We start from the raw sequence: 26,630 nt of genomic DNA, 5'->3' as shown, positions 1-26,630 counted from the left end.
ATAATTTCTTATTCAAAGAAATCAACTTCAAATAATGGCTCGCCTGCCTTAACTTCGCCAGACTTAACAAGACGAACATCAATCTTGTCTTCATCAACATCTGTACAAAGTACGGGTGTTGCGATTGAAGGAGCATTAGCCTTTAAGTAATCAAGGTCAATCTTAAGAAGTGGATCACCCTTCTTAACCTTCTGACCAGCTGAAACTAATACTTCAAAGCCCTGGCCGCCAAGCTTAACTGTATCAATACCAACATGAACTAAAAGGTTGAGACCTTCATCGCCCATAAATCCAATTGCATGCTTAGTATCGAAGATAAAACCTATTGTACCATCAAATGGTGCACATATTGTGTCTGATTCTGGTGTAACTACTGCACCACTACCCATCATTCCGCTTGCGAAAGCTTCATCTGGAGTAGTAGATAAATCGTCAGCCTTACCATCTGCAGGGCTGTATATTGTAACAGTCTTAACTACCTTTTTAGGAGCCGCATCTGCTGGCTTCTCAGCCTCTGCTGCAGGAGTAGCATCAACTGCGTCTGCAGTATAAAGCTCGTTTGGAGCTGTCTCAAGGTAATCCTCGAGGTTTGATTTAATAACTGTAACGTGTGGTCCATAAATAATCTGAACACCGTTACCCTTGTGAACAACACCTGAAGCGCCTGTTGCCTTAAGAAGTCCGTCGTTTACAAGGTCAGAGTTGTGTACTGTACAACGAAGTCTTGTAGCACAGCAATCTACATCAGAGATGTTAGCTTTTCCGCCAAGGCCCTGTGTAATCTTCATAGAAGTCTCATCACCCATAGACTCCTTCTTTGCGTTGTAATCAGAACGTCTGTAAAGCTTTACCTCTTCATCAGCGTCACGACCAGGGGTTTTAAGGTCGAACTTCTTGATAAGGAAGCTAAATAAGAAGTAGTAAACTACGAAATAACCAATACCAACGATAGGTACCCATACCCAGCTAGTCATCTTGTTACCTGGAAGAATACCGAAAAGTGTTAAGTCGATAAGACCACCTGAGAATGTCATACCAACACCAACACCACAAATGTGCATTAACATGTAAGCTAAACCTGCGAATACACAGTGGATACCATAAAGAGCTGGAGCTACAAATAAGAATGTAAACTCGATTGGCTCAGTAATACCTGTAAGCATTGAAGTAAGGGCTGCTGAAAGAAGAAGACCACCAACTTCCTTTCTCTTCTCTGGAAGAGCGCATCTGTACATAGCAAGTGCTGCTCCAGGAAGACCGAAGATCATGAGTGGGAACTTACCAGACATGAATCTTGTAGCTGCTACATTAAAGTGAGTAATTGTGTTCTGTGCACCAAGCTCTGCGAAGAAAGCGTTCTGTGCACCTTCTACCATCTGACCAGCAACTTCAAAAGTACCACCAACAGATGTCTGCCAGAATGGAAGGTAGAATACGTGATGAAGACCAAATGGAATGAGAAGTCTTTCCATCAAACCGTATACCCATGTTCCAGCGTAACCAGAAGCCTGTACAACATCACCTACAGCATAAATTCCCTGCTGTACGAAAGGCCATACAAAGAACATAAGAATACCAACTGCTGTGTATACCAAACCTGAGATGATAGGAACGAATCTTGTACCACCGAAGAATGATAATACCTGTGGAAGCTGAATCTTATAAAACCTGTTGTGAAGTGATGCAACACCAAGACCAACAATCATACCACCGAATACACCCATCTGGAGTGAAGTGATACCACATACTGATGTTGTTGCACCGTCAAGCATCTTTTCAACGCCGCCATTGATTGTAATCATAGCGCCAATTGAAGCGTGCATGATAAGGAATGCGATAGCTGCTGCAAGAGCTGCTACTTCCTTTTCCTTCTTTGCCATACCGATTGCTACACCGATTGCAAAGATGATTGGCAAGTTGCCAAATACAATGTTACCAGCGTCGTTCATAACAGTAAGAATAGCGTTACCTACTGTACCAGGACCTAACACTGATGTAAGGTGGTATGTCTCAAGCATTGTTGAGTTTGTGAATGAACCACCGATTCCAAGAAGCAAACCTGCTACTGGAAGAATTGCGATTGGAAGCATGAATGAACGTCCAACGCGTTGTAAAACTGCAAAAATTTTGTCTTTCACGATAAAGACCTCCTATAATATTTTTTGAGGCGAGTTTTTGGCAATAAAAAAATAGGCACAAAAACAGAAAACGCCTCTAGCGCCTTGTGTCGTTTATGCCTACTTAAAGTTACATACTTCACAAAATTTTAATTTTACTTGGACAATTTACCATGATTATATAGGGATTGTCAATACTTAATCGTTTAAGCAGAATAGCCAAAAAGCAGCTATCACTTTTGTGATAACTGCTTTTTAATCTACACTATTTACCAAGTATGGTATCAAAAATGGCGTTTGCCACCTCTTCTTTAGACATAATTGGAAGCTGCCAGGTTTCATCAGCCATAATAATAGTCACTACATTGGTGTCTGTGCCAAAACCTGCCCCCTCTGTACGAAGGTTGTTAGCTACAATCATATCTACATTTTTCTTCTTCAGCTTCTTCTTAGAATTCTCTAGCATATTTTCCGTTTCCATAGAGAATCCACAGATAAACTGATTGTCCTTCTTGTGTGCCCCAAGGTAAGATAAAATATCTTCTGTACGCTCAAGCTCAATAGTAGAGCCTTCACCATCCTTCTTCTTAATCTTCTCTGCTGCTACATTAATTGGTCTGTAATCTGCAACTGCTGCACTCTTAATAATTATGTCGCAATCGCTGGCTCTCATCTTTACAGCATCTGCCATCTCAGCAGCACTTCTTACATTTACTACATCTACAAACATAGGTGGCTCTAATGCCACTGGACCAGTTACTAATGTAACATCTGCCCCTCTTTCCATAGCAGCCTTGGCAATGGCATATCCCATCTTACCGGTGCTATGGTTTGTAATATAGCGAACAGGATCAATAGCCTCCTCAGTAGGACCTGCTGTAATCATTACTCTTTTACCTGAAAGGTCATGCTCATGGGCAAGCTCTCTTAGGATGTACTGAAGCAGTACATCTGGTTCAGGCATTTTCCCCGCTCCTGTATCCCCGCAAGCAAGATACCCGCTAGCAGGATCTATTATCTCATATCCGTATTTACGAAGTTTTTCAAGATTGTCCTGAACAATAGGATTTTCAAACATGTTTGTATTCATTGCAGGGCTAATGAGCTTCTTGCATTTAGCAGCCATGATAGTGGTAGTTAGCATATCATCTGCTATGCCCCCTGCTATCTTTCCGATTACATTAGCGCTGGCTGGCGCCACCATAAATATATCTGCCCTTTTTGCAAGAGCCACATGCTCTACATTGAACTGAAAGTTCCTATCAAAAGTATCTACAAGACATTTATTTGAAGTAAGTGTCTCAAAGGTAATAGGGTTAATGAAATTGGTTGCATTCTTAGTCATAATGACATTAACATCTGCGTGCAATTTGACAAGTGCAGATGCAAGATTTGCAATCTTATAAGCAGCTATGGAGCCCGTTACTCCTAGTACTACACATTTACCTTTTAACATAATTACCTCCGAGTTTTATCTAAAACTAATATTGCTGTTTGCTACGCTTACCATTTTACATGTTCTTGCGGGCTTTTTCATCTACTTGCCCGCAAGAATTCTTAACTTTATTCTCTACTGTGCCATCTGGCTTTCTTTTGCCCCAGATGATACTGCTTTAATCTTAGCATCCTTGCCGGCATATACACCTGCTGGCTTAATCTTATCAAGCACGATACCTACTAGGTATACAATAACTGCACCAACAATAGCTTCGATAACACCGTTGAAGCTGATAACGCCGCCAATCATTGCCATAAGTGCATCTGGGTCTACCCCAACTGCCTCGGCGTATGGATATTTATAGAATACATAAATGCTTCCCATAACAAGAAGTGTGTTAGTCATGGCTCCAGCAATACCTGCTGTGATAAAGCCAAGTGCCTTAGCATCCTTGTTCATGAAAAGATATTCAATGCCTGCAAAAGCTGCAATGCCTACGATGATTCCGATTACTCTTGCAACTGTAACAGACATGCCAAGTACTTCCTGTGCAATCATTCTATTAAAGAATGCGAATACACCAAAGCCAAGGATGAATGAAATTACTGCATTGATAACTGAACCGTAAACAAGCTTCTTGTCAGAACCGATTGCCTTCTTAATACCAACATATACGAAATAAGGTACTACACCGATAAGAATTCTAGGTACAACAGCGATGAATGTGCTCTTTAAAACTAGTAAAACAGCTGCTCCTACTGTATCGTGTGGAAGCATTGAAAGTGCAGCGACTGGTGAGAATACGAATGCTGAAAGTGATGCTGCTCCAAGTGAGCTCTTAATTAAGCTGGTAAGTCCAAACACACCTCCAAGGAATCCGCCCTTCTTTGGTCCTAAGAATAATGAACCAATGATAACTGGAATATGAAGTGTGGTTGCATTAATAACTACAAGTGGAATAAATCCGAGTGGTGTTGATGCCATTACTACAATAATGGCTACGAATAACGCTGTGAGCACAAGCTCATAGGTCTTAGAATTGTTGCTTTGCATAAATTTCCTCCTTTTGGTAGAAGCCTATTAACTGGTCTCCTCCTAGTACACTATGCGTAAGCGCAATGAAGAACTGCATTTAAGATTGCCTTCGGCAATAAGCAGTTTTCTGGCAGGCAATTCAAGCTAAAGCTTAAATTACCTACATATAACAGCCATATCATTCTATCATCTTATTTATCGGATGGCAATATAAATCGCCTTAGACCAGTATGTTAAACATCTCTTTATAAACATTTAATAATTTTTTATTAGTAAAACCTTGATACAAATACTATACTAAAATAAAAGAAAGCAAGAGGAGGATAAATATATGTACTATGGATATGGATATGGATTTGGATATGACCCAACAATAATATTAGTACTCATCGGTGCACTTATCAGTGGAATTGCTTCCATGAATGTACAACGTACTTATAACAAATATAGCAAGATAAGGAATTATAGAGGCCTCACATCTAACCAGGTGGCAGAGCATATTCTTCATGCTGCTGGTATATATGATGTTAGAATAGAAAGAATCAGAGGAAACTTAACAGACCATTATTCACCTAATGAAAAGGTGCTTCGTCTTTCAGATGCAGTATATGGACAGACAAGTGTAGCAGCTCTTGGCGTTGCAGCTCATGAATGTGGACACGCTATCCAACATCAGCAGGGTTATGCACCACTTAAGCTTCGCTCAGCTTCTGTGCCACTTGCAAATATTGGTTCATGGATTTCATGGCCAGTGATTCTTATTGGTCTTTTAATTAGATACACTCCCCTCGCAGAGGCTGGTGTGTTCCTGTTTACATTTGTTGTTGCCTTCCAGCTTATTACTCTTCCTGTAGAGTTTGATGCTAGTGCAAGAGCCCTTAGAATCCTTGACCAGGACCATATACTTGAGGGAGATGAGCATGCAGGTGCAACAAAGGTATTAAAGGCCGCAGCCCTTACCTATGTAGCAGCATTGTTTGCAACAATCTTACAGTTACTTCGTTTAGTTATGATTGTCAGCGGTAGTCGCAGAAGAGATTAACTGATTCATGTAATCGCAATATTCAATAATACGATTTGCTTTTCTTAGCTTTTTGATAAGCTTTTCCTCATTAGGGAAATTGCCCTGCCAGAAGCTTAGGAATTCCTTCATACGATGGAGCACAGGTTTTTCACCTGAAAGTACTTCAGTGTATTGATTAAGCAAATCGTCGTGGAACTTTTTAAATAATACAAGGTCTAGTTTGATGTCAGCATCGGCTAGGCCTTTTTTGTATCCATATGCCAATCCAGGATTTGCAATCAGGCCACGACCTAGCATCACTGCTGCTATATTATCATATTTATGAAATGTATCACTAATGCCTTCGATACTAGTAATATCTCCGTTGAATACTAAAGGCGCCTTACTGTGATTTACAGCATACTCAAAAAAATCAGGCCTTATAGGTTCCTTGTAAAAATCACTTTGTATCCTTGGATGAATTGTAAGCTCGCTTACCGGATATTTATTATAAATGCCTAATATCTCATAAAATTCTTCAGGCTCATTTTTCCCTAATCTTGTCTTGATTGAAATATCTACACCTGTAGGAAGTCCTTCAAAAACTTCGTATAATAGCTTATCTAAATCCTCTGGATAATACAGTAGCCCTGAACCCTTTTTCTTTGCAACAACAGTTCCACTAGGGCAACCTAGATTGAAGTTTATCTCTTTAAATCCTAGAGCTGCAATTTCCTTCACCGCCCAAAGAAAATGTTCACTGTTATTAGTAAGAATCTGTGGCACTGTTTTATTTATATCATTCTTTTCAGGGTCAATATCCTTAAACTCTCTAGTTGTAAATTTGAAAGTAGAGTTTGGCGAAATAAAGGGCGTGAAATATTTATCCACGCCCCCATAATATCTTTCAAATGTATTTCTATATATGCTATCAGTCACGCCCTCAAGTGGCGCTAAGTAAATTTTATTCATTAATGCTTTACTCCTTGGTGTAATATCCCTCCGTAATATGGATATTATACCATTAAAAATAGGGACTGCAACAACTGGCAGTCCCATAAAAATGACAAATCACAATATATTTATTTTGCCTCTGCTTTAAGAAGCTCAACGATTTCCTTTTCTGTAGTAAGGCTAAGTACCTTTGCTGCAAGAGCATCAGCCTCTTCCTTAGACCACTTAGAAATGATTGAACGTGCTGTAAGCACAAGCACTGGGTTAACACTGTACTCGTTAAGACCGAAAGAAATCAACAATGGAATCATAAGTGGATCTGCTGCTGCCTCACCACACATACCAACTGTGATACCAGCCTTGTTACCAGCTTCGATGATGTTCTTGATTGAACGAAGAACTGCTGGCTGGAATGCTGAGTAAAGGTAAGCAACATTAGCATTTCCTCTATCAACGCTCATTGTGTACTGTGTTAAATCGTTAGTTCCGATTGAGAAGAAATCAGCTTCCTTAGCAAGCATATCTGCGATAAGAGATGCTGCTGCAGTCTCAACCATGCAACCAACCTCAATATTTTCATCGAAGGCTACGCCTTCTGCCTTAAGCTCATTCTTGCATTCCTCAACTAATGCCTTTACAGCGCGTACCTCTTCTACGCATGTAACGAGAGGAATCATAATCTTAACCTTACCAAATGCACTGGCTCTTAAGATTCCTCTAAGCTGCATCTTATATGTATCAGAATTGCTTAAGCAATATCTAACTGCTCTATATCCTAAGAATGGATTCTCTTCCTTCTCAAGACCAAGGTAAGGGATGTCCTTATCGCCACCGATATCAAGTGTACGAATGATTACTGTCTTACCCTTCATTGTCTCAACAGCTTCCTTGTAAGCTTCGAACTGCTCATCCTCTGTTGGAAGATGTGGTCTATCCATAAACAAGAACTCTGAACGGAATAATCCGATGCCTTCGCCGTCACATTCAACAGCCTTTCTGGCATCCTTAGGTGTACCGATGTTACAGAAAAGCTCTACCTCTGTACCATCAGCTGTAACTGTCTTCTTACCAAGGAAGTTCTTAAGCTCAGCCTGAGCCTTAACGAACTCCTCACGCTTGATAACATACTGAGAGATAACCTCTCCATCAGGATTGATGTAAACATCACCCTCTGTACCATCAACAATAGCTGTATCCTTATCGTGAACAAGCTCTGTAATGTTAGGTACTGAAAGAACCGCTGGAATCTCAAGTGCACGTGCTAAGATTGCAGAGTGAGATGTCTTACCACCTACCTCTGTAATGATACCTACAACATTGTCCTTTACAATCTGTGAAGTCATAGATGGTGTAAGGTCATGTGCAACTAAAACAGTTCCAGGTGCAACCTTGCTGATATCAACATCCTCAATGCCAAGTAAAAGCTTGAGTAAGCTGATTTTGATATCGGAGATATCAGATGCACGCTGACGCATCATATCATCCTCCATCTTAGAAAACATTCCGATGAACATATCGCAAACAGCAGTAACGGCTGCCTCTGCGCACTGGCCTGCCTCAATCATCTTAGTCATTTCCCCTGCCATAGTAGGGTCAGCAATCATTGCAAGATGGCCTTCCATGATTTCAGCTTCCTTAGGACCGATGTTCTTTCTGATATTTTCAGCCATAGCAGCTGTCTCGGATTTAAATGTATCAATTGCTGAATTAAATCTAGCCTTTTCAGCTTCTGTGTCGTCAATATGCTTTGACTCAAATGAAAGATCGTGCTCTACGATAAGGCAGATACTTCCTATTCCAATTCCCCTAGATGCTTCTATGCCTTTGTACATATTTTTAGTCTCCTAATCCACTCTCAACAAGTTCAACAGCCTTTGCAAGTGCAGCCTCTTCATCAGCACCATTGCAAACGATTTCGATTTCAGCGCCACACTTAATGCAAGCTGCCATAAGCATCATAACGCTCTTACCATCATACTCGTTACCATTAAACTTAATCTTTACCTCTGAATCAAATGGTGTAACTGCAGCTGAAAAAACTGTAGCTGGACGCATGTGCATACCCTGCTCATTTGTAACTTTAACTATCTTTGAAACCATAATATAACTCCTTTCGTTTCAACAATCTGTCAAATATTATTAGTCTTTTATATCTCTATACTCTGTAGCTTCCCAGGGTCTACAGAGTACAAAAACATAAAAACCCATTCCGAGAGGAAAACTCTCGGAATGGTAATTATATAATATTTTTAATTAATCTTCCACTGTTTTCTTAAGTATGCCTAAAAGTAAGCAGCTAACTACTGAACCAATAGCAAGTGCCACAAGGTAAAGTGCCCAGTTACCAACTACAGGGAATACGAAAATTCCACCGTGTGGAGCCATAAGTGTACACTTGAATGCCATTGAAAGAGCACCAGCTACACCAGAGCCTACCATAAGTGATGGGATTACATGAAGTGGATCTGCTGCTGCATAAGGGATAGCACCCTCTGTAATGAAGCAGAAGCCCATGATAAAGTTAACTGGACCAGCCTTTCTCTCAGCAACTGTAAACTTCTTAGGGAAGATAAGTGTTGCAAGCGCGATAGCGATTGGAGGAACCATACCACCAACCATAACTGCTGCCATAATCATCCAGCCTACTTCGTTCTGCTCTGCAAGAGCTGCAGTACCAAATACGTATGCTGCCTTGTTAAGTGGACCACCCATATCTGTTGCCATCATTGCACCAAGGATAATTCCAAGAGGTACAAGTGATGTTGTTCCCATGCCAGAAAGTACACCAGAGATCCAAGCGTTAAGTGCACCAACGATTGGGTTGATTGCACACATAACAATACCGATTACTGTAATACCACAAAGTGGATAGATAAGTACAGGCTTAATGCCTTCAAGAGACTGTGGAAGCTTATCACAAAGCTTCTCAAGCCACTTCATAAAGTAACCAGCTGCAAAGCCAGCAACTAAAGCGCCAAGGAATGCAGATGGGATATCTCCGCCTGGGTTAGCAAATGTAGCACCACTAGCTGCAAGAGCACCACCTACGAAACCAACCGCAAGACCTGGTCTATCAGCGATTGACTGTGCAATGAAACCTGCAAGTATTGGAAGCATAAATCCAAATGCTGCACCACCGATTGTCTTGAACCATGCAGCTACTGGTGTATTCATACCAAAGTTGCTAGGATCGATTGAATAATCATCAAGTAAGAATGCGATAGCGATAAGGATACCACCACCAATAACGAATGGAAGCATGTGTGATACACCATTCATTAAGTGCTTGTAAAGCTGGCGACCGATGGATTCGTTAGCACCGTCATCCTTCTTAGTAACAGCACCTGTATGATGATATACAGAAGCTGTCTTAGCCTTTTCAAAAAGCTTCTCTGGCTCGTGAATTGCTTCCTTTGTAGAAGCAAGTACAACCTTCTTGCCATCAAACTGTCCCATATCAATGTTCTTATCTACAGCAACGATAACTGCATCAGCCTCTTCAATTTCCTTTGCTGTAAGTGGATCCTTAGCTCCGCCTGAGCCGTCCTTCTCTACTCTGAATGCAATGCCAAGCTCCTTAGCCTTCTGCTCAAGAGACTCTGCTGCCATAAATGTATGAGCAATACCTGTTGGGCATGCTGTAACAGCAACAATCTTCTTAGCGCCTGCAGCTGCTGTAGCCTGTCCGCTTGCTGCGTCCTTTTCAGCTTCCTTCTTGTCGATTAAGCTTAAAAATTCATCAACAGACTTAGCATCTACAAGTGTCTTGCAAAATGCTGGATCCATAAGAAGCTGCATAAGCTTTGCCAATACTTCAATATGTGTGTCAGCGCCACCCTCTGGTGCTGCAATCATGAATAATAAGTTAGATGGCTTACCATCTACTGCCTTGTAATCAACGCCATCAGGACATGTGATAGCTACAAGACCAGCCTTAGCAACAGAAGCTGACTTGCCATGAGGAACAGCAATGCCGTTTCCAATAGCTGTGCTTCCCTTTGCCTCGCGTGCAAGAATTGCCTCCTTGAATCCTGCTACGTCCTTGAGATTGCCTACTTCATCATGAAGAGCAATAAGCTTGTCGATTGCTTCTTCTTGATTAGCCAATGCAACCTGTAGTTTGATCCCTCTAGGATCGATGAACTCTGAGATTTTCATTATATTCCCTCCTACAAACCTTTATATAATTCTTCTATATCAGCGGCCTTTGCTAAGCCGTCTGAGAACGCTGTTGCAGAACCGGCTGCTGTCCCCATTTTCAGAGCCGTTTCATAATCATTTGATTTCATGTAGCCTGCCACGAAGCCTGCCACCATGGAATCGCCTGCACCAACGGAATTTCTAACCTTTCCCTTTGGAACACCAATGCGGTAACGCTTGCCACTTTCATCTACAAACATGGCACCGTTGCCTGCCATGGAAATAAGCACGTTTCTTGCGCCCATTTCCTGAAGCTTCTTAGCTCCCTCATAAATCTCATCGTCAGTAGTAAGAATCTTACCAACGATTTCGCCAAGCTCAAAATTGTTTGGCTTTATTAAAAATGGATGATACTTAAGCACATTTGTAAGTAAATCCTTTGTAGCATCAACAACGAATTCGATACCCTTGCCAGCTAGCATAGAAAGGATTTTCTCATAAACATCATCTGGAAGTGAATTAGGTATTGAACCTGCAAGGATAAGTACATCACCCTCCACAAGCTTTGAAAGCTTATTGTAAAGAGCTATCTGAGAATCCTCATCAATCTTAGGTCCTTGTGCATTTATTTCTGTCTCTTCTGTGCCTTTAAGCTTTACATTGATTCTTGAAAGGCCTTCTTTTAATTCAATGAAATCTGTCTCAATACCGGCTGCCCTAACGCCATCATTGATAGCATTACCTGTAAATCCAGCAATAAAACCTAATGCTGTACTTTTTAAACCTAGTTCTGAAAGAACCATTGAAACATTGATTCCCTTTCCTCCGAAGTAGTACTCTTCACTTGAGGAACGGTTAGTCATACCTGGGAGTAAATCTCCATCCATACGCACAACGTAATCAATTGCAGGGTTAAAAGTAACTGTGTAAATCATTAGCTTTCCTCCTAAATATTACTCCTCGCATACTTTCACAACAGTATGATTCATATATTCCTTAGCAGCAGGCTTATCTGTAATGATGTTACATTCATTAATGGCCGCAAAGGTAACGGAGTTAATCTGATCGAACTTGCTATGGTCTGCTAAGATGTAAGACTTGTAAGCATGTCTGATGGCTTCTGTCTTAATCATAGCCTCATCCACATCAGGAGTAGTATAGCCTGCAACCATAGAAATTCCGTTAGTTCCCATAAAAGCCTTTGTAAAATGATACTTGCGGATAAATTCCACACAATCAGGACCAACAACTGCTTCAGTAGATGCTTTAAGACGTCCACCAATCATGATTGTTTCCAGTCCTTTATCAATCAGCTTCTTGGCATGAACAACTCCATTTGTAATAAATTTAGCATTTCGATTTTCTATGTAATCAATCAAACTAAGTGTTGTAGTGCCTGCATCTATATAAACAAAATCATTATCATTAATAAGGCTGGCTGCGTATCTACTGATTAAATCCTTCTCAACCACATGCTTCTTAGCCTTCTGTCCAACTGCATCCTCCTTAGTGTTAACATCCAAAGATGACTTGGCAGTAGCTCCACCAAAAACCTTAACCAAAAGCTGTGCCCTGTTTAATTCAGTGATATCTCTACGGATAGTGGCAGCGGATGTATCTAAGAGCTCCACAAGCTCATTAACTGATACCGCCTTTTTTTCATTAACTATTTCGACTATTCTTGTCCTTCGTTCTTCTGTAAGCATCTCAAACACCCCTTGAACAATTTCGATTACTTTTGATTGTTCTAAAAGTAGAATAACATCATTTCTTTAATCATGCAATCAAACTCAATCATAAATAGTCACAAATAATCAAATTCGGTCAATTTTAACAAATCAAATAATACAATTTTGTACAGGTTTTTACTTTAGCCTATATTTCTAATCCTCAGATTACAAAATCTGTTATTTATGTTTCTCCTTATCTAGATACATATTCCTATCTGCTTCATTTAATAAGGCGTGCACTTCCCTATTCAGTGAATACACTGCTTCGCCTACAGATGCCCTAACCTTTATATCCATGCCTCCTATGCGATTGATTTTAACGAATTTGATATAGATTTCTTGAATTATGCTTTTGATTTCTTCATCTGATTTGTATTGATGAAGTATTGCAAATTCATCCCCTCCAATTCTAAAAGCAACACTGCTATTTGAGGTAATATTTCTTATTATCGAAGCTGATTCCTTTAACACCCTGTCACCAAAATCATGTCCGTACATATCATTTATTTGCTTAAATTTATCAATATCAATAATAAGAAGTGCAAAATCTGTTTCATCCAATTCAAATTGACTTATGTACTTTTCAATAATTGAATCAAATGCCCTCCTGTTTAGCAGGCCTGTAAGCTCGTCTGTGTTAGACAGATTTTCTAATTTTGATTTCTCCACATATTGCTCTGTCACATCGCTAAAAAATCCAATGAGGCCGATAATTTCTCCATCCACAATAAATGGACGCTTACTTGCTACTATCTTTCTTACTTCTCCATTTACAATACATTCGCCTTCTACATTTTTTATTATTTTTCCTTCTGTTATTACGTCTATCTCATCCTTCATAAAAGGCTCAGGATTAATGTGCCACCCCATATCCTCGTCAGTCTTGCCTTTAATCATCTCTAGCGATGTAAAACCGTAATAATCTAAGAACATTCTATTTGCTCCCACAAATCTTCGTTCTTTATCCTTCCAAAAAACTCCAACTGGAATAAGCTTTAGGATATTATCCAAGGCATACTGGTCTGCATTTTCACTTTGGAAATCAAAACTGTTAAAAACTCCAAGTTCGCCGCTTCTAAGGTATGCATCCATATTCTTGGAAATGTCGTTAGTGGTTTCTTTTACACAAACAAGCATCACTTCGTTCTCCATAAAATTTACCAGGCGAACTACTATTGCTTTCCATACATACTGTTTATGCTTGTTTAGTATTCTAAGATATTTCACTGCTATTCCATTTTTCTCTTTTTCAAGTCGCTCCTTTATGTCGCTTATATTCATATGACTGAGAAATATTTCTCTATCATCTTCATGAACTTTCTCGTTTGCTATTAACTGAATAATATCTTTAGGCAATTTTCCCTTTGTTTCCACATGCAGTCGCTCATCGGTCACAAAAATATTTTCCATAAACCGATTATTAATCTCGAATATATCGATACATTCAAACATTGAGAACAAATAATTGCTAATAATACTGATTTTATGTTCGATACTATCATTTTCTATCTTGGATAGTGTCCTAATGGCTGTAATATACGCCCCATCACCTGTTTGCACATTGGTGGTTATATGCCTTACTTTGATGTTTACAATTTGACCCAGGGATACAAATTCCATGCTCCTGACTGTATTACTCTTTTTGCTGGAAAAACACAGCTCCCAAAAAGCATTCCGCTGGAGCCATCCCCAATCAGGGTTATTTATCAATTCTTCCATTTCTTCCAAAGATTCCTTTTTTAGAATTGCCATTTCCCTGTAGAAGCCTTCGTTTGCATATATATATTTCCATTTGCCATTCTTTATAATTCCAATAGACAAAGGAAGTGTATATGCCTCTACAGAATTCCACGCTCCTTCAAGAGGATTCTGTTTTAATAAATCGATTTTTCCAACTATGTTATAAAATTCTCTATCGTCGATGCTTTCGTATTTTATGCCTAATCTATCTAGAATTGCCATGCCCTCACCTAAAGGCATAGGACGGCCTATCAGATAGCCTTGAATTAATTCACATCCAAGACCTTTAAGAAATTCATATTGTTCTGGACTTTCAACACCCTCTGCAAGAGTATGAAAGCCTAAGTTTTTTATCATAGAAATCAAATGTTTGATTATGATTTTCCCATCATCAGAAGAGTCAAAATCCCGCAAAAATTCCATGTCAATTTTTACCAGGTCAAACTCAAAATTCTTTAGAACATTAAGTGAAGAGTATCCACTTCCAAAATCATCCATCCATACGCCATAACCTTTATCTCTCAGGCGCCGAATTTGCTTTTGTATAAAGTGAGGATTTTCCATCAAAACCCCTTCTGTTATCTCAAAATGACACAGATTGGGATTGATGTTATATTTAGCTGCTAATTCATCGATATATGGAACAATATCAAGAGCTTCAAAATCTATCCTGGATAGATTAATAGAAATTGGAATAGATGGCTTTCCCTCATCTCGCAATCTTGCGATATCCTTGAAAACCTGCTCAATAACATAACTGTCAAGCTTGTAAACAAATCTATATTCCTCTAGTACAGAAATAAATTCATTTGGGTATACTATTCCCTTAACAGGGTCTATCCACCTAACCAAAGCCTCGCAGGCACACACTTCACCACTTAGAGCACGAACTATCGGTTGATAATAAACCTTGATATAGCCCTGTTCTAGCGCTTCATCCAGATTATCCAGAATATATTGCTTACGAATTAAAGAGCCCCCCAGCTCTTCATCGTAGAATTTATAAGAAACATCGTATTTTTTCTTGATGCTGGCGCAGGCCATTCTTGCCCTGTCACTACATCTGATGGCGTCTGTTATAGCCCCATCCAATACATATATACCAGCTTTTAATTCCAAATTAATATTCTTTTGTATCTTTTTAACTCTAATCTGTATTTCTGCTATAGAATTTATAATTTGAGCTTTATTAGTGCAGACAACAAAATGGTCCCCGGAAAATCTTGCGACAAGCTGATTTTCGCATACTTCTTGTATTATCTTAGCAATTTCTACAAGTAGATCATCGCCCTTTTCAAATCCATAGTTTGCATTAAACAGCTTAAAATTATCCATATCAAAGAAAATGAAGGCAAGTTCTTTGATGTCACCAGCTGTATCGATCAGTTCTTGAGCGCAAATATAGAAGCTTTGCTTTTCTAACAAGCCTGTTAAATCATCATGATTATTCTTAAGCTGACCAATCTTGTCCATAAGTAATACCCCTAAACATAATTCGATAGGGTTATACTACCATTAAATTGTGAATAAACTTTAAAATATTTATGTTGCTTACTACCCAATTTAATCTATTTATCTAATATTGCATTCAATTGCCAATCTTTCAAATGCACTTATTGATCTTTCTATCATTTTGTAATCAACACAATAAGCGATTCTTACATAACCAGGGCAGCCGAATGTAGTTGTAGAAACCATGATTATATGCTGTTTCTTGCCAAGCTCTACAAACTCATTTTCATCTTCAAATGGTGATTTTACAAGTAGATAGAAGGCTCCCTCTGGCTTAACCACTTCAAAGCCAAGCTCTGTCAGCTTGTTATAAAGCAATTTTCTGTTTCTATCATAGAAGTCCAAATCCACTCCCACATCCTGGCATCTGCCTATCACAAGCTGGAATAAGGATGGGGCATTTACATAGCCCAAGCATCTGTTTGCTACAACAAGAGCTCCTATAAGCTCACTGTATCCATCTGCCTCCTTAGATAACGCCAGGTATCCAATACGCTCTCCCGGCAAAGACAAAGTCTTACTATAGGAGTAGATGTAGATGCTGTTTTTGATAATTGATGGAATATATGGCACAGGAGTGTTATCGTAGGCAAGCTCTCTGTATGGCTCATCGCAAAGCACATAAATAGGATGTCCCACCTTCTCCTCAGCCTTTACAATTATTTCGTTTAGCTTTTCAATAGTTTCCTTAGGATAGATTCTACCTGATGGATTATTAGGATTATTTACAATGATACATTTTGTTTTCTCGGTAATCTTGTTTTCAAGCTCATCTAAATTAAGGTCAAAATCTGGCAAACTGGCTGGAACTACCACAAGCTTTCCACCGAAGTTAGCTGCGTAGTTTTTATATTCTCCAAAGAATGGAGCAAAGGCAATAACCTCATCATCTGTATTTAGCATTGCCCTGAAGATGCAGTTCATAGCGCCTGCTGCACCTACTGTCATAATGATATCGTCCTTATCATAGTCCATGGCAAAGCTTTTATTAAGATGATTTGCCACCGCTTCCCTAGTCTCATCAAAGCCTGCGTTTTTCATGTAGCCGTGGACATAGGCTTCGCTGTTGTTTGCAAGCACATCATTTATTGCAGCCTTAACCTCATCTGGTACAGGTGATGCAGGATTTCCCAGGCTGAAATCATACACATTCTCCTTGCCCACTACCTGAGCCATCTGCAATCCTTCCTCAAATAACTTTCTAATTACCGAACTACCAGCCACAAGGCTTTCCATATTCTTTGAAATAACCATAATCATCATCCTCTCTATCGCTTTAAATCATTAAACTGATTATAGCAAAAAATGAGCTGCCTTCCAATTCTTAAAATTAGAAAGCAGCCCCTATCCAATGACTGTTAATTGCATATCTAGTTTCCTTTCACGAATCATCCTAAAGATTACTTCACTTCACATCAACCGGTAAGACCTCTGCCAAATCGGATAATGGAGAATTGTTCCGAAAGCTTTGGACAACTCTTTTTGTTTTATATCTTAGTTATCGGATGATTCTCGGGAAACTTTATATATTTTTAATTCCTTTTCTGGAAATCTGCAAAATCTCATGAAGGATATTCTTGGTAACCTCCATATCACTCTCGCAATCCTTGCTAATAGTGATGCTGGATTCAGAAGATGCAGCCACCTCTTCTGATGTGGCAGACAGATTGCTGATGGCATCCATTACCTTGCCATTAGCATCAACACAGCCTTCCACGTTATCTGATATAGCAGCAACGCGCCTACTTAAATCTGTAATCTTTTCAAGAATGATTTCAAACTTCTCACCTGTCTCCACAATCATTTCGCTTTGCTCTGTTGCAGAATCAACACTTCTTTGCATATTAGCAGATGCAGTATCTACTCGCTTAATCAAATCATCAATTGTAGATGCTATCTCTTCTGCAGATTCCTTTGTATGCTCAGACAATGCCCTGATTTCATCAGCTACAACCGCAAAGCCCTTGCCTGCCTCACCAGCTCTGGCTGCCTCGATAGATGCATTAAGGGCAAGCAGATTGGTCTGACCTGAAATATCAAGAATGGTTCCTACAATATCCTTGACAGTAGCAGCTGATTCCTGAAGCTCCCCTGTCATGGTAGCAGTCTCTGCATTGATGGTAGATGCTTCATCTGATTTAGCCCTCAGCTCCTCAATAAGCGCATTACCTTCGCTAATGTTTCCTGTAACTTCATCAGAATTTCTGCGCATTGCCCTAGCCTGGTGGGCAATCTGCTCTAAGGATTCTGTAATATTAGAATTCATCTCTGTCTGAGTCTGAATAGCCTCAGCTGTCATTGTGATAGACTGGCTAATCTGCTCAGCCGCATCGGCACTTGAGCTTACCTTGTCAGCCAGTGATTCCATGGCATCATTAGCATCCTCTAGCTTAGCTGCTATCTGAGAGCCAGTGGTTGCCATAATTTTGGCACTTTCCTGCTGCTTTTCGGCTGCAGATTCTATCTCATCTATAGTCTCTTTATTTTGTCTTTCATTCTGCCTTACATAGGCAATGCTTGCAAGGGATACTAACACCATAAAAATAGCATCTGTAAGTACTGCCCAATGGCGATCAGCCACTTCTACTGAATACTTATAGAATAATGGAACGTACAAAATGTTAATCACCGTTGTTGCTATGGAAGCAACTATGGTAACAGTAGTGTCCGTAAACAGAAGTGTATTCATTAGGATTACTGGTCCAAATGCCCACATGTATGTGATGTGAACAGAACCAATCATGGTAACAAAATAGCTACACACCAGGCAGCCCATCAGAATATATCTGCCCCTGGTCCTGTGACTATAACGGGCAAACCCATATATACTAATGGCAAAAACAATCGCCTGGCATGTAGCCATAAATGCTGTGTTTACGAATCCAACTCTTTGATCCGCATATAATACTGTTGCCAATAATTGAAATATTTGGACAATAATCGCGAACCAAAAGGCTAATTTGTTACTTTCAAAAATATGTTTTTCTTTTAAACTCATATTCTGCCTCCTGTTTCCCTTTGATGACAGAATATAATCATTTTAAATTTTACGCAACTGATTTCACAGAATCTTTAGACTTTACCTTCTTTTTCTTCTCGTAGCGTGTATAAATAATCCATGCAGCTAACCCAAAGATAACAGGTCCACTAAGTGACCAGAATGTTGTCTTGAAATCTCCATCAAGTGCTGGCTGGATAATTGCAAATACATTTGCAAATAAAAGTGTAAGTGTAACAACATATCCCCAGAAGTTTGCTGATTTCTGAGACTTGTAAACTTCAAAGCTTCTATCTACACCCTTCATCTTCTTAAACTTAGGGAATGCAAATGAAATGAACATATAAGGAACTGTCATTCCAACATTTACCATTGCAGTAAGTATTACGAAGAACTGCTGCATTGTATCTCCACCGAATGAAACAAGAAGAATCATTACACATACAATTGCGCACTGAATCCACATAGCGTTCTTTGGCATACCATCGGCTTCAATCTCACCCATCTTGCCTGGCCAAAGCTCTTTTTCAGTTCCATCGATAATCTGCTTAAGTGGTGAATAAACAAGTGTAAACATTGCACCCATAAGTGCAAGAAGCATGATAAGTGCGTAAACTCTTGCAAATCCATGAGCAAGTGCAATCTGTGTAGCCTCTGTTGCACCAAATGCCTTACCAAATGCTGCTGCAAAGTTTGACATAATTACATAAGATACGTTACCAAGTGTGATGTTATCTTCACCAAGGATTTCACTGTAGTTTGTAAATGAACCTACAAGAAGAATCAAAAGTGCATATCCAACAACGATTACAAGTGCTGCTGAAACAATTGCCTTAGGGAATGTCTTCTTAGGATTCTCTGTCTTGTCAACAAGACCACCAACAGCCTCAATTCCGCCGTAAGCAAAAAGTGCATATACAATAAATGACAAAATCATAATTGGGTTGCCCTGGTATGCCACGTTAAGTGGAACCTCAAGGGATTCTCTACCAAGGAATGGCTGCTCTAGCTGACCATGTCTTGCGATAATCATAACAATTGAACCAACAACTACCATAATGTTAATTACAAGCACTGCTGTACCACCAACAGATGTAACCTTGCTAATCTTATCAATTCCCTTTGAATCAAAGTATGTGATAAAGATGAAAAAGATTACTGCCATAAGGCCAAGAAGTCTTGAGCCTGATAAAAGCTCTGAACCAAATAATGACCATGTAGCTGTGTTATCTTCACCAAAAATAACATTAGATACTGGAACCCAGATACCTGATGATACATTAACCATCCAAAGCACATAAGATGTATACCACATAAATGTACCGATAAATGCATACTTAGGTCCTACTGACTTTTCCATCCAAGAGTACATACCGCCTGTCTCTTCACGGAATGCTGAACCAAATTCTGCTACCATAAATGCAAATGGAATAAAGAACAGGATTCCGGCAATTACGAACCAAGGGATTGCTGCATATCCCATCAAATAATAAGAACGTGGGATATTGTTAAACCCATATACTGATGTAAAAATCATCAGAATGAGGGACATAAGTCCTAGTTTCTTTTCTTTCATTTTACTCAACTTCCTTTTAAAACAATATAGCGCTGCCGACAAGCGACAGCGCTATGTATTATATCACGATTAAAGTTTCCCCTCTATAAAATGACGTTTTTTAGACAAAGGAAATACAATGCATTAACACTTTAAAGTGTGAAGCAGGCAACATTCCTTCATCTAAAAATGAATAATCAAATTTATGCATACTGTACCTCCTCAAGTATCTGCATATAATATACAAAAAAATATGCAGATACTCAAGCAGTATCTGCATATAATTCTCTATTTTATATGCAGATACTTGATTCATCTACTTGATATCATGTGCAGTAGGATTCTTGTTGGCTGTGCTACTGTCAAAATCTTCTCCCATACTGCCCATTTCGGCTTCTTTAAGCAGTGCTAGCGCTAAAATCTTCTCTCGTACTGCTTTTTCTTCAATTCATCTTTGTAGTAAAAGAATGCAATTACCTCTATTGCACATTGAATTCCTAGTAAAAGCATAACAAATAATCTAACCTGTGAAATAGTAAGTGTAGTTTTTTCACCTATAAATGCTGTAATTAATCCCCACACAATTACCATATACCACAATACATACGATGAAACTGCCTTCGCCTTAGTGATTATAGTTTTTATTTCAGCATTTTGATTTGATTTATATTTAACTCCAACATATATCATCCAAATAGCCCAGCCTAAAACGAAAACCCCTGCAATTATTCCCACTACTGCTAAAAATGTCTGACTCATCATAATAATTATCCTCCTATGCATTAAACCTTCTTATAAACCAAATACATTCTTGCAAATAAACACTACCGTGCAACTTAATATACCTGAAATTAATCCAGCAAGTATCATAACTGCTACAGTCTGATATGGGCGTTTACCAATTTCCTGCTGTTTACTTTTTTCATCTAGGCTCTTGCCATTCATAAATGTCACTATTTCCTTATAGGTGACTATGTCATTTTCTTTTTCAATTGCATTTAGCTTGAATGAAAAATACAACACTGCTAAAGCTATAATGCCTTCTGGAATCAGTGACCACATACCCATACGTAAATACAGCGGACCGAATGTAACAATTAGAATTCCCACACATGCTAGCATCATTTTTCCGTAATACTTCATTTGTTTTACATCTTGTTCATTAATAATCTCTTGCATTTGTTCTACATCTCCTTTGACTAGTTGATCTAGAGAAATTTCAAAAAGATTACTTAGTAAAAGAATACTTTGAATATCAGGATAGCTTTTATCATTTTCCCAATTAGAAATTGTTTGCCTCGACACAAACATCTTCTCTGCTAGCTCATCCTGATTCCAATTGTGTAAGCTTCTAAAATCCTTTATTCTTTTTCCAAGTTCCATTTGTTTTCTCCTTGTTGTCCTAATACTACCCAAAGGGCGATATATCTGCCATCAAAAACCTTTTACATATCCTCAAAATAATGATGTAAAAAGTCTTTTACATCCCTATTTTTCCAGCGTCATGAAATTATATGTTGTTTTTTTATATCTTATTTCAATTTCTCTGTTATTATCGCAGTGAACTTTTCTTCCTGCTATAACCTTAATTCCAATCTCTTAGCACATCCATACCTAATAGCAATGCTTTTTCATGGGAACCAGTGCCAAAATCTCTTGTATCATAATCATGAACATTAGCAAGTGAATCTGCTGTAAATAAGAACTGGCCAAATGATGCGCCTCGCTTTCTAGCGCAGGCTGCAAGGGCAGAGCACTCCATTTCAACCACACTACAGCCCTCTTCTAGCCTATACTTAACCATATCCTTTGTTTCACGGAAAAATCCATCTGTAGTCCATGTTGTACAGGTGACAAAAGGCAGTTCGTGCTTTTTAAAACAGCTTTCTATTACTTTTACAGGTTCTTCATCCAGTTCAATAAAGCGGGTTGCTGGAAGATAATGGTAAGATGTTCCCTCAGCTCTAAGGGCTTTTGTGGGTACAAGAAACGCATTCTCTGGAATGTCAGCCAACACGCCACAGGAACCTACAGCTATGACTTTCTTACATCCACAGCTTACAAGTGCATCAAGTACCTGCGCTGCCGCTGCAGCTCCAATTGGAGACTGCACTAAGCACAAATCTTCATTTCCCTCGTGTAGAACATATATCTTAATATTATGGGATACAGTTATCAGTTCCTCTGCCACATCCGCATTATTTTCTTTGGCGTATTCATGAATAACATCCCCAAGGAAAGCAAATAAACACTTTTCAGGAAGCTGTAAATCCTCCATGTCATGATTTGGAGCTATAACCTCCATTGAACTGTCATCATATTCTAATATTGGTATTTCGCTTTTAATAATCATTTTAATTCTCCCTTTATGTCTCATTTGAGCAGTGCTACATGCAAAATCTTCTCTAGCACTGCTTTTTCTTCAATTCATCTTTGTAGTAAACGAATGCGATTACCTCAGCACATTTTAAATCCCTATTTTTCCAGCGTTACTGTCACGTCCTTACTTCCTAGTAAATCTGTCAATTCTTCCTGCGACATATCAATATGACCTAGTCTTGTGTATGCCCAGGAATTGCTACCATAGAAAATAACAATCTGATTTCCAGAATACAAAACTATATCACCATAGTCCGTTGTAGTCTGCTTGTCGTCTCTGACAATACTTTTTCCGATTGAGCCTACCTGCTCAAAACCTCCGTACATGGACATTTCCACTGTAAGGGGGCTCATTTCTTTTAAAGCGTCTACAGAAGCATTTTCCTCCCAATTCACAGGGACCTCTGTCCCATCAATTTTCAGCTTCATTGCATCAGTTTCCTCCACCTCATCAACATTTTCATCCGTCACTACTTCACCTGTCCAGTCGATAATTCCACCAAATTCATAGACATTAGTATATCCCATATTAGCAAGCTTTTGTGACGCCTCTTTACTTCTTCTCCCGCTTCTGCAATAAACCAAGATAATCTGATTCAAGTCAGGTAATTCTGCTGGCTGGTCATTGCCAATAGTTTCATTAGGAATCAAAATTGCCTCTGGAATGTGTCCTGCAGCATACTCATCTTCTCTACGCACATCCACAATTACATGACCATCATCCTGCTGCATCATAAGCTTTGCAGTTTCTTGATCAATCTGTGTATAATCATCTTTGCTACTCACATCTAAATAAATAGATGTTGGTTCATCAGCCCCACCTATTACAGCTACCTCCTCTTCATTTTCTTTATTGCATCCCGTCAATGCTAGTAACATTAAAATAAGAACGATTTTAGCAAATCTTTTCATCATAGTCATCCTCAATTTAATAGCCTGCTTGAATTGGTAAATTGCTGCCTTCAATCATATCGTAATCTCTATCTGATTCCCTTCAATCCCTACAATACAACTCTCATAATATCCATCGCCTGTAGTACGTGGTCCGCTAACTATGTCATAACCATCTAATTTTAATTGCTCTGTCATAGCATCTACCTTTTCCTTGCCACCAACAGAAAAAGCGATGTGAATGTAACCAGTGCAGTTAATCGGCTTATCTATTTCATACATATCAGGCTTATTCATTATTTCAAGCCTTGCACCATCATCAAATGATATGAAGTAAGATCTAAAGTCAGTTTTGGGATTATGGTAGCCATCATTAGATTTCCCATCAAGATACTTAACAAAGAAATCTCTAGCCCCTTCCAAGTCTGCAACGTACATTGCTATATGTTCAATTTTCATACTGTCCTCTCCATCTTCACATGTGGAATTCCATCTTCCATAAACGGCTCTGATACTACCTCGAAGCCCTCTTTCGCATAATATCCGATAGCATATTCCTGTGCCTCAAGATATATCTTCTTAGCCTTAAGCTTCTCTACTGCTATCCTTACACCTTCATGTAACATCTGACCACCAATGCCTTTACCATGCTCAAGTGTTACCACTCTGCCAATCTGAGCTACTCCTGCTGCCTTGTCATGATCTTTCCAAAATACCCTGAGACATCCGGCAACTCTCCCTGAATCATTCCAGCAAAAGACATGTATCGCATCCTGGTCTTTATCATCCAAGTCCTGATATATACATTCCTGCTCCGTGACAAAAATCTCAAATCTTGTCTTCAATATCTCATATAGCTCTGTAGTACTGAGCTCACTAAAGTGCTTAACTATAAATTCCATCCATTATCCCCATCATTTCGTTAAAATCATCTTTTCAAAAGTGATATCTCCGCGCTCATATATCTCTTTGCGAATATAGACAAAATGCTTCGTGAAGAAGCTTTCCTTTATCATCAATAATAAAACACGTATTATAACACTCCGTCACCAAGCATTGCCGGTTCCTAGCATAGTTAGTTTCATAAATTGTACTACATTTCTTTCTATTCTACACTATATGATGTCATATAATTAAAAAAAGTAAACATACACACAGTACTATTACTATGTGTATGTTTACTTTAATATAATACTTTTTTATTAATACAACTTCGCACCAGCTGGGATGTGGTTGTCAATCATGAGAAGATGAAGCTCCTCGTCCTCGCTGTCCTTAAGATTGTTAACAGCGCTAAGAAGCATACCGCATGATTCGATTCCCATCATAGGTCTTGGTGGAAGGTTTGTAATAGCTACAAGTGTCTTTCCAACAAGCTCCTCTGGCTCGTAGAATGCGTGAATGCCTGAAAGGATTGTACGGTCTGTACCTGTACCATCGTCAAGTGTGAACTGAAGAAGCTTCTTTGACTTAGGTACTGCCTGGCAAGCCTTTACCTTTACTGCTCTGAAATCGCTCTTTGAGAATGTGTCGAAATCAACTGTCTCTTCGAATAATGGCTCAATCTTAACGTTTGAGAAATCAATGCTAGCGTTTGGAGCAAAGAATCCATTGTTGTCACCAGCAGACTGAGAAGCCTTAGCTGGGTTAAGTGACTTCATTGTCGGGAAATTATTTCCAACTATTTATAAACCTTTATTAGTCTACATAGCCCTATTATACGATGTTTCTAATTTAAACAAATTTTATAAATCTACATATCTCTTTATAAATAGTCGTAAATCAGTCGTATATCAGTCGTAAGTTTAGTTTGTACCATTCTGAGCTTTCTTTAGAGTGTTGAAATAATCTTCAAAATTAATAAGTTCCGCCTTTTTCATCTCTTTCGTAGCATCTGCATAGATTTGAAGAGTAGTCTCTGCATCTGCATGCCCTAATATATCCTGCATGGCTTTAACATTTACTCCCGCCTCACACATTCTAGTTGTAAATGTATGTCTTAGCGAATGGTTACTAAACCTCGGAAGTAAAATAATATCACCTTTTTCATTTCTATTCAAGACCTCATAATTACAGTCGCGGATTATGCGACGAAGTGCTTTATTCAGTGTACCTTGATGCTGAGTATTACCAAATCTATTAATAAAAATAAAATCTGTATATCCATCAACCACAGCTTTACAAGATAGTCCTAATTCTTGTTGATATTCTTGCTCCTTTATAAATGCCTCTCTCACTTTTGGTAGCATCGGAATAATTCTTTCACCAGCCTTGGTTTTAGGTGTGTTAATCGCAAAACCGCATTTTTCAGAACCACCTTTATCAAAATACACTAACGTATGATTAACGCTAATTGTACCTTCATCTAAGTCTATATCCTCCCAACGAAGTCCTGTGACTTCTCCGACTCTCATACCAGTGTATAACATTACTGTGAATATCGGATACCATCTATGGTATTGCCCCTGTTTAGATAAAAAATCTTCAAACAATCGTTGTTCAGAGATAGTCAATGCTCTCTTTTTCTCCGAATCTTTATTGTGAGCTTTTTTCAATTCTCTAAGAGCATTATCTGATGGATTATATCTAAGATAATCATCCTCTACTGCAATTTCTAGCACTTGGTGAAGCACTGTATGGATAGTATCAATGGTACTAGCTTTCAAATGCTGTTCATCAGCCAAATTATTATAAAAAGCTCTAACATCTGACCGTTTCAAATCTACAATGTGCATCTCTCCAAAATCTGGTTCAACAAATTGTTCATACATGTACTTATAATTTTGAAATGTATTTGCCTTTAATCCCTTTTTTAACTGTACCCAACGATGATATAAATCATTAATTATTAGGTCGTTCTTATCCGCTCTTATTCCGTCTAGAACATCCCTTAAAACATCAATTTCCTTTTCCCTCAATTCATCAAGTGTTTTTGCATAGACAGAATGTCTTTTTCCTCGTCTATCTCTCCACTTGTATTCGAAGGTTCCATTGGGTCTCTGATACTCGCCTTCCTTTAATACTCTATTTTTATTATCTTTACGTCTCTCAATTGCCATAAAATACTCCTTTCTGACAAAAAGAGAACATGCTGGATTCAATTATACCAAACATGTCCTCCTTGTCTATGACTATAAA

The 26,630-nt window shown here is 38.8% G+C and carries 21 protein-coding genes and 1 pseudogene; 1 reads left to right on the top strand and 21 read right to left on the bottom strand.

All coding sequences use genetic code 11. The features are described from left to right. Positions 1-8: 8 nt before the first annotated feature. The 3 genes from IJ535_RS11010 to IJ535_RS11000 all read right to left on the bottom strand — a co-directional run bounded on the left by IJ535_RS11010 (position 9) and on the right by IJ535_RS11000 (position 4,608). Positions 9-2,138, bottom strand: a complete 2,130-nt coding sequence (locus IJ535_RS11010) for a PTS transporter subunit IIABC (protein WP_294302647.1) — start codon at positions 2,136-2,138, stop codon at positions 9-11. A gap of 244 nt (positions 2,139-2,382) precedes the next feature. Then, positions 2,383-3,573, bottom strand: coding sequence for a bifunctional phosphopantothenoylcysteine decarboxylase/phosphopantothenate--cysteine ligase CoaBC (gene coaBC, locus IJ535_RS11005; RefSeq protein WP_294302644.1), 1,191 nt, complete (start codon positions 3,571-3,573; stop codon positions 2,383-2,385). 114 nt (positions 3,574-3,687) lie between these two features. Beyond that, entirely contained in the window at positions 3,688-4,608 is a 921-nt protein-coding gene (locus IJ535_RS11000) for an ECF transporter S component (protein WP_294302638.1), read from the bottom strand. A 313-nt stretch (positions 4,609-4,921) separates the two neighbouring features. Between IJ535_RS11000 and IJ535_RS10995 the strand changes: the two genes are divergently transcribed. Continuing rightward, on the top strand, positions 4,922-5,632 hold the full coding sequence (locus IJ535_RS10995; protein WP_294302635.1) for a zinc metallopeptidase: 711 nt from the start codon (positions 4,922-4,924) through the stop codon (positions 5,630-5,632). Here IJ535_RS10995 and IJ535_RS10990 read toward each other — a convergent pair. The 18 genes and pseudogenes from IJ535_RS10990 to IJ535_RS10905 form a co-directional block, all read right to left on the bottom strand. After that, on the bottom strand, positions 5,594-6,565 hold the full coding sequence (locus tag IJ535_RS10990) for a tRNA dihydrouridine synthase (protein ID WP_294302631.1): 972 nt from the start codon (positions 6,563-6,565) through the stop codon (positions 5,594-5,596). The genes IJ535_RS10995 and IJ535_RS10990 overlap by 39 nt on opposite strands. Positions 6,566-6,675: 110 nt before the next feature. Next, on the bottom strand, positions 6,676-8,379 hold the full coding sequence (ptsP, locus tag IJ535_RS10985) for a phosphoenolpyruvate--protein phosphotransferase (protein ID WP_294302629.1): 1,704 nt from the start codon (positions 8,377-8,379) through the stop codon (positions 6,676-6,678). Between the two features lie 4 nt (positions 8,380-8,383). Continuing rightward, on the bottom strand, positions 8,384-8,647 hold the full coding sequence (locus IJ535_RS10980; protein ID WP_294291259.1) for an HPr family phosphocarrier protein: 264 nt from the start codon (positions 8,645-8,647) through the stop codon (positions 8,384-8,386). 153 nt (positions 8,648-8,800) lie between these two features. Continuing rightward, entirely contained in the window at positions 8,801-10,705 is a 1,905-nt protein-coding gene (locus IJ535_RS10975) for a PTS fructose transporter subunit IIABC (RefSeq protein WP_294302622.1), read from the bottom strand. 11 nt (positions 10,706-10,716) lie between these two features. Continuing rightward, positions 10,717-11,622, bottom strand: a complete 906-nt coding sequence (gene pfkB / locus IJ535_RS10970) for a 1-phosphofructokinase (RefSeq protein ID WP_294302620.1) — start codon at positions 11,620-11,622, stop codon at positions 10,717-10,719. Between the two features lie 18 nt (positions 11,623-11,640). After that, a complete protein-coding gene (locus tag IJ535_RS10965) occupies positions 11,641-12,393 on the bottom strand; it encodes a DeoR/GlpR family DNA-binding transcription regulator (RefSeq protein ID WP_294302617.1) in 753 nt (250 codons plus the stop codon). 201 nt (positions 12,394-12,594) lie between these two features. Continuing rightward, complete coding sequence (locus IJ535_RS10960; RefSeq protein WP_294302613.1) at positions 12,595-15,630, bottom strand: EAL domain-containing protein; 3,036 nt, start codon at positions 15,628-15,630, stop codon at positions 12,595-12,597. Positions 15,631-15,729: 99 nt separating this feature from the next. Then, complete coding sequence (locus IJ535_RS10955; RefSeq protein ID WP_294302611.1) at positions 15,730-16,923, bottom strand: pyridoxal phosphate-dependent aminotransferase; 1,194 nt, start codon at positions 16,921-16,923, stop codon at positions 15,730-15,732. Positions 16,924-17,191: 268 nt separating this feature from the next. Then, positions 17,192-18,667, bottom strand: coding sequence for a methyl-accepting chemotaxis protein (locus IJ535_RS10950; RefSeq protein ID WP_294302608.1), 1,476 nt, complete (start codon positions 18,665-18,667; stop codon positions 17,192-17,194). 49 nt (positions 18,668-18,716) lie between these two features. Continuing rightward, positions 18,717-20,243 carry a glutamate/gamma-aminobutyrate family transporter YjeM gene (gene yjeM, locus IJ535_RS10945; protein ID WP_294302605.1) on the bottom strand — a complete coding sequence of 509 codons (1,527 nt, stop codon included), beginning with the start codon at positions 20,241-20,243 and terminating at the stop codon, positions 18,717-18,719. Positions 20,244-20,636: 393 nt separating this feature from the next. Continuing rightward, the gene (locus IJ535_RS10940; RefSeq protein WP_294302602.1) at positions 20,637-20,984 is read right to left on the bottom strand and encodes a hypothetical protein; all 348 of its coding nucleotides are present in this window, start codon (positions 20,982-20,984) and stop codon (positions 20,637-20,639) included. A gap of 30 nt (positions 20,985-21,014) precedes the next feature. Beyond that, a complete protein-coding gene (locus IJ535_RS10935; RefSeq protein ID WP_294302600.1) occupies positions 21,015-21,605 on the bottom strand; it encodes a helix-turn-helix domain-containing protein in 591 nt (196 codons plus the stop codon). A gap of 202 nt (positions 21,606-21,807) precedes the next feature. After that, a complete protein-coding gene (locus IJ535_RS10930) occupies positions 21,808-22,575 on the bottom strand; it encodes a nucleoside phosphorylase (RefSeq protein WP_294302598.1) in 768 nt (255 codons plus the stop codon). A gap of 122 nt (positions 22,576-22,697) precedes the next feature. After that, complete coding sequence (locus tag IJ535_RS10925) at positions 22,698-23,516, bottom strand: cyclophilin-like fold protein (protein ID WP_294302595.1); 819 nt, start codon at positions 23,514-23,516, stop codon at positions 22,698-22,700. Positions 23,517-23,567: 51 nt separating this feature from the next. Continuing rightward, the gene (locus IJ535_RS10920) at positions 23,568-23,951 is read right to left on the bottom strand and encodes a VOC family protein (protein ID WP_294302592.1); all 384 of its coding nucleotides are present in this window, start codon (positions 23,949-23,951) and stop codon (positions 23,568-23,570) included. Further along, positions 23,948-24,394 (bottom strand): GNAT family N-acetyltransferase, encoded by a 447-nt coding sequence (locus IJ535_RS10915; protein WP_294302589.1) that lies wholly within the window; start codon positions 24,392-24,394, stop codon positions 23,948-23,950. Before IJ535_RS10915 ends, IJ535_RS10920 begins: the two co-directional genes overlap by 4 nt. Positions 24,395-24,694: 300 nt before the next feature. After that, positions 24,695-25,162, bottom strand: a pseudogene (locus IJ535_RS10910) (lysine--tRNA ligase); the annotation flags it as partial. 135 nt (positions 25,163-25,297) lie between these two features. Beyond that, a complete protein-coding gene (locus IJ535_RS10905) occupies positions 25,298-26,551 on the bottom strand; it encodes a tyrosine-type recombinase/integrase (RefSeq protein WP_294302585.1) in 1,254 nt (417 codons plus the stop codon). Positions 26,552-26,630 lie beyond the last annotated feature (79 nt).

Origin of the sequence: Pseudobutyrivibrio sp. (genome assembly GCF_017471675.1) — a bacterium.
Classification (GTDB): Bacteria; Bacillota; Clostridia; order Lachnospirales; family Lachnospiraceae; genus Pseudobutyrivibrio.
This window is presented reverse-complemented; position numbering and strand designations above follow the sequence as displayed.